Origin of the sequence: Paenibacillus sp. Root444D2, from assembly GCF_001426375.1 — a bacterium.
In the GTDB taxonomy this organism is placed as follows: domain Bacteria; phylum Bacillota; class Bacilli; order Paenibacillales; family NBRC-103111; genus Paenibacillus_E.
Genome location: NZ_LMEO01000053.1, coordinates 163,519 through 176,716 on the forward strand (window position 1 = coordinate 163,519; position 13,198 = coordinate 176,716).

The following is a 13,198-nucleotide window of genomic DNA, read 5'->3' on the forward strand; positions in this document are numbered from 1 at the left end:
CTTTTTTTTCAACACAAAAAAGCTCTCATTCGAATAGATTTGAGCTTCAGTTTCGAGCTGCATTGCATTGAAAAGCATGCTTTTTTCGCTTATGCTAATTTGTAAGCAGAAATGAGGTCATTTTCCCTATGAAAATTCTTGTACTTTCCGAAAAACCAAGCGTAGCCAAAGAAATTGCTCGCGTCCTTGGCTGCAACCAAAAGCAAAAACACCATTACGAAGGTGCCAACTATGTCGTTACTTGGGCACTGGGCCATCTTGTTACCCTTGCTGAGCCCGATGATTATGATCCCAAGTACAAAACCTGGAACCTGGAAGATCTCCCCATCATCCCTGAGCGCATGAAGCTTAAGGTGATGAAAGAAACATCGCAGCAGTACCGTGCAATCGAGCAGCTCAGCCGCCGTGGTGACCTTGCAGAGCTGGTCATTGCGACGGATGCGGGGCGCGAAGGCGAGCTCGTCGCGCGCTGGATTATGGAGCTGATCCGCTGGAAGAAGCCGTTCAAACGGCTTTGGATCTCGTCGCAGACGGATCAGGCGATTCGCGAAGGCTTCGCGCAGCTGAAGCCGGGCACGGACTACAACCGGCTGTATCAAGCAGCCGTCTGCCGGTCCGAGGCCGATTGGCTGATCGGCCTGAATGTGACCCGCGCGCTGACCAGCAAGTTCGGCGCGTCCTTGTCTGCTGGGCGTGTGCAGACGCCCACGCTGGCTATGATGATCAACCGCGAGGCGGAAATCCGGGATTTCCGGTCCGTCGACTACTGGTTGATCGAAGCCGATCTGGGCTCTTTCCGCGCGGTGTGGCGAGACCCCAAAACAGTCGATACGCGCATTTTTGACCAAGAGCGCGCAGATGCCTTAAAAGCGAAGCTGCAGGGCCAGAGCGGCAAAATCCTGCACGTGCAAAAAACCGAGAAGCAAATTCCGCATCCGCTTGCTTATGACCTAACCGAATTGCAGCGCGATGCTAACCGCAAATTTGGTTTCTCAGCCAAGCAGACGTCGAATGTGCTGCAAAGATTGTATGAGCAGTACAAGTTGGTCACCTATCCGCGAACCGACTCACGCTACTTGACCTCGGACATGGTGCCGACCCTGCTTGGCAGACTTAAGGGTGCAGCTATTGGCCCCTATGCTGCGCTAGCGGCTCCTTTTATACGCAAACCATTAACAATTACGAAACGTATTGTCGACGATAGCAAGGTAAGCGACCACCATGCGATTATTCCAACCGGTGAAGCCATCTCGCTCGCCACCTTAAGCGCAGATGAACGCCGTCTCTATGATCTCATTTTGCGGCGATTCCTAGCCTTGTTCTGCGGTCCCTGCCGCTATGATGAAACCAAGCTGACTGTGGAAATAGCCGGAGAGAAACTGTATGCATCAGGTAAAGTGGTTAAACAAGCTGGTTGGAAAGACGTGTACGGAGCCACTGATTTCTCCGATCCAGATCGGGAAGAAGCCGAGTCTGATGAAGACTCTGCTCAGCTGTTGCCCCAAGCTGCCGAAAGAGACGCCGTAACCGTTCGTAACGCCCGTCAATTGAGCCGTCAGACGAAACCGCCGGCTAGATACAACGAGGCCTCCTTACTATCTCAAATGGAAAAATGGGGCCTTGGCACACCCGCTACACGCGCTGACATTATTGAAAAGCTTGTGTCTTCCGACACCATTGAGCGTCAAGGCTCCTTACTCGTTCCGACTGGCAAAGGCACTCAGCTCATAGAACTCGCTTCGGAGGAGCTGCGTTCTCCTGAGCTTACAGCCCGCTGGGAGCTGGAGCTAGAACGCATTTCCAAAGGCAAAGGCAGCATGGAGCAATTCCTAAGCGGCATTCGAAAAAAAGCAGCCGAGCTGGTCGATGAGGTCAAGAAAAGCTCTGCCGCCTATAAACCGCATAACTTAACGGGCAGCAAATGCCCGGATTGCGGGGAGTTTCTTCAAGAGGTAAAGGGAAAACGAGGCCGTTATCTCGTTTGTTCCAGCCGCGAGTGCTCCTATAAGCGCGAAGCTGACGGACAACTGACCAACCACCGTTGCCCGCAGTGTCACAAAAAAATGGAAATCCACACCGGCAAATCCGGCAAGTATTTCCAATGCCGTCCTTGCAACGTCGTGGAGAAAATAGACAACGAATCAACCGGCGGTGGCCGTCGCGCCTCTGCCAAAGCGAACCGTCAGCTAATCGAGAAGTTTTCCGATCAAACCCAGCTGGGCAACTCGCTTGCTGACAAATTGATGGCTGCGCTGCAGCAGAAGAAAGACGAATAGCGTGCGTGTAACCAATGAGGTATCTACCTCGAAGATGGTTACTCGTATCCATGAGGACTTCCGCCAATAAGGGGAGGTCCTTTTTAGTCAGCGTTGTTCTTAACGGAACATACATATAGATAGGTACGTTCCCGTCTCTGGAGCAGCCTCTCCCTCTCCAAACAAAAAAACCAAGCGAGACTAGTGTCATCGCTTGGTTTAACTTTCTTAACTACTCACAGCTACTGTTCCTTTTACCGCTAGTTGAAGCTGCTCCAAACTCGTAATTCCCAAACTAATGAGCGCTTCTCCCGCTTCCATGTGGACATTCGCTAACATATGCATACTTGTATTGGGGACAAGTGATTTTCGGAATTCATGAAACAAGACTACGTTGTACGTTTTAAGAACTGTCATGAATTCTACCGTTGGAGGGATAAATGAACGGATTTCGGAAGCTTTCCAGAAAAAATCCCTCACTAACATAATATCTGCACCCGTACGTGTCAATTTTCGAATCATTGCAAAGAATTCATCAATCAATATCTGTTTATCCGGCCTCATGTGACCATCCTCCAGTTTAACGTCTTCTCGATCAAAACCGTCTACTTGAAGGATATCATAAATAGTACTTTTGATCTACCTATATAGTTTAATATACCTACGTTTATTGAAATTTTTTCTCTTTTGGCAGCAACTTATGCCTGTAAGAGAGAAACAAGTCCAGTACAAAAAACACCACACCCAAATTAATGGCTAAGTCAGCCAAATTCATCACACCATGGCCAGAGCGAAACACGATGAAGTCGGTCACTTTGCCAAATAATAATCGTTCGATTCCATTCCCGATAGCACCGCCTACGAAAAATGCGGCACCACACTCTTTGAAGAATCCTTCAAAGCTTCCTTTTTTCCGGTAATACAAAATAACGGCAATAATCACAACAGCAAGAATTCCTAAATAACGAGCTGAGCCCTGCAGCGAACTACCTGCTGCTCCACTATTTTGATAATGCGTAAACGAAATGATGTCTTTATAAAACGGCATAGATTCGCCTACTTTTAGGATAGACCGAATCCATACCTTCGTAATTTGATCCACGGCTGTCACGACCAATATGATGAGATAAAATAACATTAGACGCCTCCTCCAGCAAATATCACTTCATAGATCTATTTTACATGATGACACCGCTCGACTGCGAATGTTGCAACAGCACTTACAAAAAGCAAACACAAATAACTACCCAGACTCAGTCTGTGATAGCTATTTGCTCCCTCTTTTACCATCCTATCAGGCCAAGGACAGAAGTGTTTTTAGCAGCTCTCCCGGAGAGTTTACCAAGTAATCAGGCTTTCCACTGAGCAGTAAATGCTGAGAATCATAGCCCCATGTAACAGCAACTATGGGAACGCCTAGTTTCCTGCAAGCCTCGATATCCCTTAATTCATCTCCAACATAGATCATCCGCGAGGGAGGAGTCCCCCATTGTTTCATCACTTTGCGAATGGAATGATGCTTGCCAAATATATGCTTAGCCGAAATGATTTCCTTGAATGCGCCATCCAGCTTATTATTTTTAAGAATCTGACGAATATTTACTTCGGAATTGGAAGAGAGTATGGAGCTTTTCATCCCTTGTGAGGAAATTCTGGCAATAACCTCTTTCATCCCAGGTACAATGTGCAGTGTACGAATATTGTTTTGATAGAGCTGTCTTCCAGCCGTTACTAGCTTGGGAATTTGGAGTACCGGAACACCTAAGCGATCCACCCGCTCAGAGATCGAAAGTGATCTCAGAAGCGCGAGATCTTGATCTCGAATCCTGCGAAATTGATACTGCACGGCCATTTCATTATAAAGCTTAACAAGCAATGCTCTAGAATCGACCAGTGTCCCATCAAAATCAAAGAGAATGTGTTTTACCATTCTGTTGTATATAGAAATAAAGCCGGACCCTCGGGCGGCACTTGTCGGATTTGATTATGAATAAACTCCTCAAGCGGGTCTAGAGCGATATGCGGATTGCTAACGACACGTACATCTTCCCATACACAGGATACACCCGTTCCATGTTCATCAGCATCACCGGCAAACATTTTACATCCAGTGCAAAATTGCTCTTTCTGTTGATCGTCAAGCTTCACAATTTTATTACGAAGACAGCAGTAAATTTCATTCTCTGTATTACATACATTAACATGGGTGATTAGAGCCATTGACTGTCAACTCCTTGCGGCACTTTTTGTGTGTAATAGTAAGTTTATAGCGCTACTATTAAGTGTATGACAGTTTTTTGTAAACGGAATAAAATTTTTTATCTAATAAACTGCCTAAATTTGTTACAATAAGAAAAAACTACGATTCTCTTGGAGGAACTCTCATGCAAAACTGGATGCATTATGCCATCCCATTCCTATTTATTGGTTTTTTTATTTATCGAAGAGCGAAGCGAACCATTGGTTTTCAAAAGCTATCCCGAGGCAGACTTAAATTCCGACTCACTCTCTTTAGTATCCTCGGAGCCGTCATCTTCCTGCTTGGCTTTGTCCACCCCATCCATTTCATTGGCTATATCATCGGCCTAGCGGCAGGTATCGCACTCGGACTCACCGCGATTCGCCACACCCTTTTCGAACATCGTCCAGACGGATGGTACTATCGCACTCATTTATGGGTCGAAATTACGGTTCTGGTGCTATTTCTTGGCCGAATCGTCTATCGCTTGGCCTTTATCAATCTTTCAACAAACTCAGCAAACATGAATCCAGTAGATCCAGCTCAATTTACCAAAGATCCCCTGACTGCAGGTGTCTTCTTCATCATCGTGTCTTACTACATCTTATTTTTCAGCTATCTACTTCGCGAAGAGGCGAAATTGAGTTCAGCACCTTTAGTCTCAGATGATTCAAGTGATCTTGTGAGTTCACAGGCAAACGTTAATGTGGTTAAGTAAACTACATCAACAAAAACAAAGAGCAGTCCAAAACTAGAGAATATAGTTTTAGACTGCTCTTTATGATTGAACTCGTTATCAGTAATTTGACCCTTTAAGGATACCAGTATAAATAAAATTGTATGAACACTGGGCTAATTGGAATAATAAGGACTTAACATAAACAAAGGAGTTCGAAATCCCTTGGTTGCGATTTTATACTCGGTTTTATGGTTGCTAGCAGCTATTCGGTTTGCGGACCGAAATTGGGAGAAGTACTACCCAACACTCCTCTTTGCTGCGTTGTGTAATGGTCTTTATGAGTTGATCTGTTATCAATATCAACTTTGGCAAATGGAGCCGAATGGTCTTCCAGTTGCCACGATTCCGATCTTATTGCTTATTCTGATAGGCATGCCTGTATCGACCTGGGTATACCTATCGAACTACCCGCGAAATCGCAAACTCCTTTCCCAGGCTTATTACATCATCTTTTTCACTGGCATTTTTGTTTTGCTTGAATTTGTATCTGTGAAATGTGGATCAATAACGTATCATAACGGATGGAACCTGCTTTGGTCATCTCTTTTCGATATATTCATGTTTATCATGCTGCGTATTCATTATCGCAAACCGTTATTCGGTTTGCTCATGTCGGTACCCTATACCGGATTATTGATGATTATTTTTCATGTCGGTTTTGATAAAATGAAATGAACCTCGCCCTCCCTCCGGTCTTAAGATTCCATAAAAACAAAATAAGCTCTCACCCAAAAGGTGAAGAGCTTATTTTCATTGTTGTGTTAAATATTCAGCGCAGCTTGCTTCGAAGAGCTGACACCTTTGAATCTAATAAAACTAATGATCCGCCAAGTCGCGATGTAGCCAAAGGTCACCAGATTGCACATAAAGCTAAGTGTGCTTGGATCGATTGATTTAATAGTCGCAATCGCGAGGAAACGCAGTGCAAAGATCACGATCAGCAGTACAAAGACCGTTTTGTTACGCTTAATAAACGTGCTGCCATTGTCTCGAACTTCAAAGCTGGTCGTCAAGATAAGCGGAATCGATACAATCATACCAATCAACAAAGCAACGATGACTTGCTCTTCACGGATATGCAGCGATGGATCGAACAATTGCATAAGCGAAGTAGAAATGTATAGGATAGGCAACAGTAACGTTACACCTGATTTTTTTAGCGGCTTACGCATGCCACTTAATTGTCCACGCAAGATAAAAAAGAAAATCAAAGCCGAAATCATCATCGATACAGTTGAATTCATAGTAATGAACACTCCCTTAAAGGATTTTATAGTCTTATTATCACCTTTTAGAGAGTGTTTCAAAAGTGAATCAAGTCACCGGATCAAGGTGACAATTGTCATATTCGTATAAGTCGACCTTAGGAGCTCATACCATTCTGAATTTTTTATTGTTCATAATTTCTTCTATGACCTGTTCCAAATCTTTTACGCTTTTTTTACTTGTATCGATGGATCGGAGTTTCATTGATGGTCATGATATTGGTTCATCAGATCCATCATTTTGGCTGCGGCATCATCGGAGAAGCATAGCTTGAGATTCGCATCCGATACCTCGGCAGATTTTGACGAATATGCGTACATTTTTTCCTCGTAGGCTTCAACTGCTTTATTCACATCGCCATGCTGAACGATGGACAACGCCAGCTCCGCGGCATCCAGCATCGCCAAGTTCACACCTTCTCCGGCGAAAGGAGACATCAGATGCGCAGCATCACCGATCAGTGTGACACCCGGTTTGTGGACCCACTTGAGACCGACAGGCAGCATATAGATGCGTCTCGGGAGCATAGGGCCATCAGCGGATCGGATATAATTCGTAAGCGACTCATCCCAATCTCTAAAATGTTGCAGCATCTGCCGTTTCACTTCCTCAGGCTGATCGAACGGAATGTTATCCAGCCAATCTCGGTCAATTTGAAACGCCAAATACACACAGATGCGGCCGTCTCCATTCAACTGTCCTAATATGCCCTTATGATCCGCAAGGGCAAACAGTTTTCCGCGTCTGTTAATAGCAGTGATTTCTGGATGAGCGATAGCGGCATTTTCCAAGTAGAACTCTACCATGCTGAGTCCGGTATATACAGGTACAGAATTCGTAAGAAGCGGACGAATGCGCGAGAAGGCGCCATCGGCAGCTACGACAAGATCGACGATATCCACATGCCCATTCTCAAAGTGAAGTTCATGCATGCCATTTTCCAAAGGGATCGCTTGGATCAAATTGTGCCCCCAGTGAACGCAATCAGAGTCAACGGAGTTTAATAGCAGCTCGCGCAGCATTCCGCGATCTATCTCGGGACGTTCTCCTTCATTGGGCTCAGCCACATCATCCAGATAGACTTTGCCAGTTTTATCAAGAAGCCGAAAGTCTTGTCCTTCAAACCGGGCGAGCGCTTCAAATTGTTCAAATAAGCCCGCCTCTTTTAGTGCCCATTGTCCGGAATCTTGATGAATGTCTAATGAACCACCTTGCTGGCGACTGGCGGAGGATAGTTCGCGTTCATAGACGACTGTTTTTACGCCATGCCGCTGCAGGATCCGGGCCAACGTCAACCCTCCCGGACCTGCCCCTACGATTGCGATGCGTTGTTGTTCCTTTGCTTTTGCTATTGTCATGATTATCAACACCTCGGAGTTAAAGTTTTTTTCAACTGCCGATAGCATACGATGACTTTATGAACTGGATATATACTGAATATTAATGCTCATTATTTAAGCAACGAATCATTTTCTGTGATGAAGTATCTAGGTTTAATTGCCATATATCTGATGCGGTACATATGGATCTTCTAGGCTCATAATTTCTTTTGAATCTAACTTCACCGACAACGCAGCAACTGCATCCTCCAGATGATTAAGCTTTGTTGCACCAACGATCGGCGCCGTTACCTGCTCCTTTTGCAGTACCCACGCAAGCGCGACTTGCGCACGAGGAATGCCCCGCTTAGCGGCAACTTCGGCAACTCTTTCCACGATCTTGCGGTCGGCGTCTACCATTGCTGCAACTAGCCTTTGTCCGGCTTCGTCTATCTCTGAACGGGCACTCTTTTCATCCCAATCTCGGGTTAACCGACCTTTAGCAAGCGGACTCCATGGAATGACACCGATTCCCTCTGAGCGGCAAAGCGGCAGCATCTCCCTTTCTTCTTCCCTATACAGTAAATTCAATAAATTCTGCATGGAGATAAACCGGGTCCAACCGTTGCGTTCGGCGACATGCTGCGCCTTCAAGAACTGCCAAGCATACATCGAGGATGCTCCTATATACCTTGCCTTGCCTGCCTTTACTACGTCATGGAGTGCCTCCATCGTCTCTTCTATAGGCGTAGTGTTATCGAAGCGGTGGATCTGGTATAAATCGACGTAATCCGTACCTAACCGTCTTAGGCTGTTATCAATTTCGCTCATGATTGCCTTGCGGGAAAGTCCCGCACCATTCGGACCCGGACGCATGCGGAAGTATACTTTGGTCGCAATGACGACCTCATCACGACGGGCGAATTCCTTCAATGCACGTCCGACAATTTCCTCGCTTGTTCCGTCAGAGTATACATTCGCAGTATCGAAGAAGTTAATGCCTAATTCTAACGCCTTTTTAATGAATGGTCTGCTTTCCTCTTCATTCAGCGACCATGGAGCGATTCCGCGTTCGGGTACCCCATAACTCATACAACCAAGGCATATTCGTGAAACGTCCAAACCGGTGCGGCCAAGTTTTACATACTCCATATAATCGATACACTCCTAAGTTTTATTATTTTTTTCACTAGTAAAAGAATGCAAGCCGCAGCGGAGCAGCGTTAATTGGTTTCCGAGGGAAGAGAACCGGTGTTCAGAGGACGAAGCCCTTTGTTTTTCAACAAACGTTTTACAAAGAAAGTAAACAGCAACAAGGAAAATGAGACCGACACAGCGCTGACCGTAAACACTAGCTGGTAGCTCGTATACTGGGAGACCCAGCCTAGCATGATCGCACCTAGCCCGATGCCAAGGTCGGTAGAAGTCAAGAGAGAAGCCGTGGCAACCCCTTTACGGTCCGGGTGCGCAAGACGTATCGTTGCCGCTTGAAGAGCCGGATTCACGGAACCAAAACCGATACCGTACAGAACGGCCGAAATGAGCACGCCGAACAATCCGGTCGATAAGCTCAAGGTAATCAAAGCTGAAATCGTAATCACAAGAGCTGGTACAATGACAACCGTCTCGCCGTGCCGGTCCGAAAGTTTTCCCGCAACGGGACGGATCAGGGCAAGCGTTGCGGCATAGGCCAGAAAGAACGCGCCGGGATTGACCTTGATCGAATTAGCGAACAGTGGGACAAAGGTGGTAATGCCGCCATAAGCGAAAGCATGAAAAAAGCCCGATGCCGTGACTGGCAAGACCGATTTTTCAAAAAAATCGATTCTCCTTGTGCCAGATTTCGGCCGGAGAGGCATTTTTGCACCAAACGTCAAGAGCAGCGCTGCGGCAGATAGGAGGACGGCGAATAGAAACAGAGCATGGTACGACAGGTTCTGTGTAACCCAGATGCCGAGTATCGGGCCGACCGCCATAGCCATGGTCGTGGCCGTGCCAAACCACCCCAAGCCTTCTCCGCGGCGGGCCGATGGGATCATATCGGCAATCGCCGTGTAAACGGCGGTTGTGGAAACCGCCCAGCTCATCCCGTGTAATATTCTGAGCCCCATCAAAACGACGATTCCGCCGATCCAGTCATACATATACATCGCTAAGGTGAAGAGAAGCAGCCCCCAGATGATAAAGGGACGCCTGCCAAACCGATCCAGCAGCACACCGACGATCGGGCGAAAAATAACGGCAGACAACATAAACGAGCCCGCCGCCAGACCGACCTGCGCTTCGTTGCCGCCCATCTGTTTGATGAACAGCGGCAGCGTCGGATACAGCGAATAAAATCCTGTGAATAGGAAAAACATTCCTACCGTCATGAGAATAAACGGCCCGTCCAAATACGTTCCACCTTCATTCCTCCTCAAGTTCTATCAAGAACTCTTGTGTGTTAAATGGCGTAACCTAATTATGCAATAAATGAAAAAAAGACCGTTATCCCATTTGTCTTAAATGATTGCCTAATCCTCTCACTATCACTAACGCTTCAGACGTATATGCTTTATAATTGAAAAAAGATAAAAAAACTACGAGGAGGAGCTTATGTCTGAGGAAATAATAAAACAGCAGAATGAGCTTGCCAAACTGATTGAGCGCCACTCAGGACAGGACGGAGTTTACCTGACAGCTATCCCATCTTTATTTTTTATTCACAACTCTAAAGTGACCGAGCCCGTCTACAGAGTTTACAAGCCTTCCTTATGTTTTATAGCTCAAGGTTCGAAAGAGATATTGCTGGCACAGGAGCGTTTTGAATATGGTCCTGCCGACTACCTTATTTCATCCATGAACTTGCCGGTGATCGGCCAGGTCATAAAAGCCTCTCTTGACGTTCCGTATTTGAGTTTCAAACTTGAATTTACACAAAGTCAAATTTTAGAGGTTTTAAATAACTCTGAAATTCAAATCACCCCGAAAGAAAATGCTAAGCGAGCTATGTTTGTCGGTCAGATAGAAGTACCTATACTAGATGCGATACTCAGATTAGCTCGTTTGCTAGACAATCCTAAAGACATTCCGTTCCTTGCTCCCGTCTACACAAGGGAAATTCTATATAGGCTTCTGCAAGGGCAGTATGGAGTTGCGCTTGCACAAATCGCAATGGAAGGAAGCAGCACCTATCGAATCAGGGACGCTATCGAACAAATTATCAATGACTGTAATAAGCCTTTGCGAATTGAAGAGCTTGCAGAAATAGCTAATATGAGTATTTCTTCATTTCACAGACACTTCAAAGAGGTAACAGCTATGAGCCCAATTCAGTTTCAAAAACAACTGCGATTGCAGGAAGCTCGGCGCCTATTATTATCCGAGTCAGGGGATGCCGCTGATGTCGCATTCCGGGTAGGCTATGAAAGTGCATCCCAATTCAGCCGCGAATATTCTCGTATGTTTGGTTCTCCTCCCAGAGCAGACATAAAGCGTCTGAAGGAAAAATATGACCGAGGATTAAACGTAAGATGATCCAAACGGCCCTACGATGTAATGATCATTTCTTACGTTTTCCATCTTGATCGCTGTAACGTATACTTTTAATAAAAAATCAAAACAAGGTGTGATGACATGTCTCCCCGCACAAAGAAACAGAACGAGTTTATTCGTGAGCAACGTAAGCAAGAGATTTTACATGCGGCCGTTCACGTCTATGTGGCAAAGGGCTATTCGGCTACGACATTGAGCGATGTTGCAGATCAGGCGGGTCTTGCACATGGTCTGGTATATTACTACTTCAAGAATAAAAAGATGCTTTTTCGGGAGCTTTACGAAAACATGATGGACCAGTCCCTTCACTACACAACCGTGTATTTTGAACAGGATTCGCCCGTACTCGCGCAATTCAAAAACTATGCCATGCTCATCTGTGAACGTGTGATCAAGGATCCACAGACCCAGCGTTTTTATATGCGAATCAGCCTGGATCTGCATCATCTGTATGAGCCCGGAGAATTGTCGCCCTTTGAATGGATGAAGAGCTTTATCAAGCCAATGGTTCAAGCGATTGACAAAGGAATTGGGCATGGTGTCATCCGTCAGGGAGACGTGAATCTTATGGCCATGCAATATTGGGGAGCTATTTCCCAAGGAATGAGTTATCTGGATCAGATGCTTCAAGATCTTGCCGCTCAGGGCTTGAAGGAGACGGAAATTAACAGCCTAATGGGGGAAAAATTCCAACAGATCGCCGAATCGGCAATTTCGTTATTCAAGCCAGATTAAATATACAATTTATGGTTGACTGAGTTCTCAATCAAAAATATAATGAGCTCAAGGAGTGTGATCATTTGCCAACGATTTACAAGGAGATTTTGATTGATGCCTCGCCGGAGCAGGTATGGGACGCGGTGAGCGACGTAGGTGCTGTCCATCATCGACTGGTACCCGGCTATACCGAGGGTACCCTTATGGACGGTCACGAAAGAACACTCATCCTGCCGAATGGCGGCATGGTACGCGAGTTCATCGTATCCGTTGATGAAAAGGAACGTCGAATGGCTTACGCGGTACAAGAAGGACGAATGCCGCTGCTGCATCATCATGCATCCTTCCAAGTCTTTCCCCATGGCGAAAGAGGCGCCAAGCTCGTCTGGATAACCGATTTCCTTCCCGAGCATCTCACTGCTGAGATTCAAGCACGTGTAAATCGCGGAGCAGAGGTTATGAAAGCGACCATCGAAGCAGAAACAAAGGGAGGAATTTGATGCGAATTCTGGTCATTGCAGCTCATCCGAACGTTGAACAATCACGTGTAAATAAACGCTGGTTGGCGGAATTGCGCGGATATCCCGATCAAATTACAGTTCAAGAACTATATAAGGCATACCCCGATTATGAAATCAACGTGGAGAATGAACAAGACCTCATCGCAAGGCACGACCGCATCGTATTTCAATTTCCAATCCAGTGGTACAGTATGCCGTCTTTACTCAAGCAATGGCTCGATGACGTGTTTACGACCTCCTGGCTTTTCGGAGCCGGCGGTAAAGCTGTTGCGGGGAAAGAACTAGTCCTTGCCATGTCGATTGGAGGCGATGAATCGTCCTACCAGTCGGGTGGCTTGATTGGTTATACAATCAGCGAACTGATCCGACCCTTTCAAGCGTTTGCCAATCAAATCGGCATGACTTTCCTACCACATTATAAATTTTATGATGCGGTCAAGGCGAAGGATGACCAAATCGAAAATAGTGCCTTACTTTATGTGAAACACATCTCCTCTCCCGATCTCAGCCCCATGATCGTTCGAAAACGTATGCTCGACGAAATGAGTAAGGCTAGTTCAAATCCCTTATGATTTTCGAGTCTATCTTAAATTTAAAAAGCGCGATGC

General features: G+C 46.0%; 14 protein-coding genes and 1 pseudogene. 7 read left to right on the top strand and 8 right to left on the bottom strand.

Annotation, left to right across the window (positions count from 1 at the left end; translation table 11 throughout):
- The first annotated feature begins 128 nt into the window (after nucleotides 1-128).
- Nucleotides 129-2,276, top strand: a complete 2,148-nt coding sequence (locus ASD40_RS35755) for a DNA topoisomerase III (RefSeq protein WP_057307888.1) — start codon at nucleotides 129-131, stop codon at nucleotides 2,274-2,276.
- 207 nt (nucleotides 2,277-2,483) lie between these two features.
- On the opposite strand, the gene ASD40_RS35760 is transcribed toward ASD40_RS35755, so the two are convergent.
- From ASD40_RS35760 to ASD40_RS35775, 4 genes are all read right to left on the bottom strand, one after another.
- Entirely contained in the window at nucleotides 2,484-2,819 is a 336-nt protein-coding gene (locus tag ASD40_RS35760) for a hypothetical protein (RefSeq protein ID WP_057307889.1), read from the bottom strand.
- 103 nt (nucleotides 2,820-2,922) lie between these two features.
- Nucleotides 2,923-3,393: a signal peptidase II gene (lspA, locus tag ASD40_RS35765; protein WP_057307890.1), complete on the bottom strand. Its 471-nt coding sequence runs from the start codon at nucleotides 3,391-3,393 to the stop codon at nucleotides 2,923-2,925.
- A gap of 156 nt (nucleotides 3,394-3,549) precedes the next feature.
- Nucleotides 3,550-4,185: an HAD hydrolase-like protein gene (locus ASD40_RS35770; RefSeq protein ID WP_057307891.1), complete on the bottom strand. Its 636-nt coding sequence runs from the start codon at nucleotides 4,183-4,185 to the stop codon at nucleotides 3,550-3,552.
- Complete coding sequence (locus ASD40_RS35775) at nucleotides 4,179-4,475, bottom strand: hypothetical protein (protein ID WP_057307892.1); 297 nt, start codon at nucleotides 4,473-4,475, stop codon at nucleotides 4,179-4,181. Before ASD40_RS35775 ends, ASD40_RS35770 begins: the two co-directional genes overlap by 7 nt.
- A 164-nt stretch (nucleotides 4,476-4,639) precedes the next feature.
- Between ASD40_RS35775 and ASD40_RS35780 the strand changes: the two genes are divergently transcribed.
- Together ASD40_RS35780 and ASD40_RS35785 are read left to right on the top strand one after the other, a co-directional pair.
- Entirely contained in the window at nucleotides 4,640-5,212 is a 573-nt protein-coding gene (locus ASD40_RS35780; protein ID WP_057307893.1) for a hypothetical protein, read from the top strand.
- Nucleotides 5,213-5,395: 183 nt separating this feature from the next.
- Complete coding sequence (locus ASD40_RS35785) at nucleotides 5,396-5,908, top strand: CBO0543 family protein (RefSeq protein WP_057307894.1); 513 nt, start codon at nucleotides 5,396-5,398, stop codon at nucleotides 5,906-5,908.
- An 86-nt stretch (nucleotides 5,909-5,994) separates the two neighbouring features.
- Here ASD40_RS35785 and ASD40_RS35790 read toward each other — a convergent pair whose 3' ends face one another.
- The 4 genes and pseudogenes from ASD40_RS35790 to ASD40_RS35805 form a co-directional block, all read right to left on the bottom strand.
- Nucleotides 5,995-6,477, bottom strand: coding sequence for a CcdC protein domain-containing protein (locus ASD40_RS35790; RefSeq protein ID WP_057307895.1), 483 nt, complete (start codon nucleotides 6,475-6,477; stop codon nucleotides 5,995-5,997).
- Nucleotides 6,478-6,699: 222 nt separating this feature from the next.
- Nucleotides 6,700-7,857, bottom strand: coding sequence for an FAD-dependent oxidoreductase (locus ASD40_RS35795; protein ID WP_057307896.1), 1,158 nt, complete (start codon nucleotides 7,855-7,857; stop codon nucleotides 6,700-6,702).
- A gap of 135 nt (nucleotides 7,858-7,992) precedes the next feature.
- On the bottom strand, nucleotides 7,993-8,970 hold the full coding sequence (locus ASD40_RS35800) for an aldo/keto reductase (RefSeq protein WP_057307897.1): 978 nt from the start codon (nucleotides 8,968-8,970) through the stop codon (nucleotides 7,993-7,995).
- Nucleotides 8,971-9,041: 71 nt separating this feature from the next.
- A pseudogene (locus ASD40_RS35805) lies at nucleotides 9,042-10,222 on the bottom strand (MFS transporter).
- Nucleotides 10,223-10,413: 191 nt separating this feature from the next.
- Between ASD40_RS35805 and ASD40_RS35810 the strand changes: the two are divergent.
- From ASD40_RS35810 to ASD40_RS35825, 4 genes are all read left to right on the top strand, one after another.
- A complete protein-coding gene (locus ASD40_RS35810) occupies nucleotides 10,414-11,334 on the top strand; it encodes an AraC family transcriptional regulator (protein WP_057307898.1) in 921 nt (306 codons plus the stop codon).
- A 99-nt stretch (nucleotides 11,335-11,433) separates the two neighbouring features.
- Entirely contained in the window at nucleotides 11,434-12,087 is a 654-nt protein-coding gene (locus ASD40_RS35815; RefSeq protein WP_082562675.1) for a TetR/AcrR family transcriptional regulator, read from the top strand.
- A gap of 65 nt (nucleotides 12,088-12,152) precedes the next feature.
- Nucleotides 12,153-12,569, top strand: a complete 417-nt coding sequence (locus tag ASD40_RS35820; RefSeq protein WP_057307900.1) for an SRPBCC family protein — start codon at nucleotides 12,153-12,155, stop codon at nucleotides 12,567-12,569.
- Nucleotides 12,569-13,162, top strand: a complete 594-nt coding sequence (locus ASD40_RS35825; protein ID WP_057307901.1) for an NAD(P)H-dependent oxidoreductase — start codon at nucleotides 12,569-12,571, stop codon at nucleotides 13,160-13,162. The genes ASD40_RS35820 and ASD40_RS35825 overlap by 1 nt, the downstream gene beginning before the upstream one ends.
- Nucleotides 13,163-13,198: the final 36 nt, after the last annotated feature.

What these genes read in the sequence shown, in the direction of transcription:
- ASD40_RS35755 (WP_057307888.1), top strand. Translation starts at nt 129, where the DNA reads ATGAAAATTCTTGTACTTTCCGAAAAACCAAGCGTAGCCAAAGAAATT.
- ASD40_RS35760 (WP_057307889.1), bottom strand. Translation starts at nt 2,819, where the DNA reads ATGAGGCCGGATAAACAGATATTGATTGATGAATTCTTTGCAATGATT.
- lspA (WP_057307890.1), bottom strand. Translation starts at nt 3,393, where the DNA reads ATGTTATTTTATCTCATCATATTGGTCGTGACAGCCGTGGATCAAATT.
- ASD40_RS35770 (WP_057307891.1), bottom strand. Translation starts at nt 4,185, where the DNA reads ATGGTAAAACACATTCTCTTTGATTTTGATGGGACACTGGTCGATTCT.
- ASD40_RS35775 (WP_057307892.1), bottom strand. Translation starts at nt 4,475, where the DNA reads ATGGCTCTAATCACCCATGTTAATGTATGTAATACAGAGAATGAAATT.
- ASD40_RS35780 (WP_057307893.1), top strand. Translation starts at nt 4,640, where the DNA reads ATGCAAAACTGGATGCATTATGCCATCCCATTCCTATTTATTGGTTTT.
- ASD40_RS35790 (WP_057307895.1), bottom strand. Translation starts at nt 6,477, where the DNA reads ATGAATTCAACTGTATCGATGATGATTTCGGCTTTGATTTTCTTTTTT.
- ASD40_RS35795 (WP_057307896.1), bottom strand. Translation starts at nt 7,857, where the DNA reads ATGACAATAGCAAAAGCAAAGGAACAACAACGCATCGCAATCGTAGGG.
- ASD40_RS35800 (WP_057307897.1), bottom strand. Translation starts at nt 8,970, where the DNA reads ATGGAGTATGTAAAACTTGGCCGCACCGGTTTGGACGTTTCACGAATA.
- ASD40_RS35810 (WP_057307898.1), top strand. Translation starts at nt 10,414, where the DNA reads ATGTCTGAGGAAATAATAAAACAGCAGAATGAGCTTGCCAAACTGATT.
- ASD40_RS35815 (WP_082562675.1), top strand. Translation starts at nt 11,434, where the DNA reads ATGTCTCCCCGCACAAAGAAACAGAACGAGTTTATTCGTGAGCAACGT.
- ASD40_RS35825 (WP_057307901.1), top strand. Translation starts at nt 12,569, where the DNA reads ATGCGAATTCTGGTCATTGCAGCTCATCCGAACGTTGAACAATCACGT.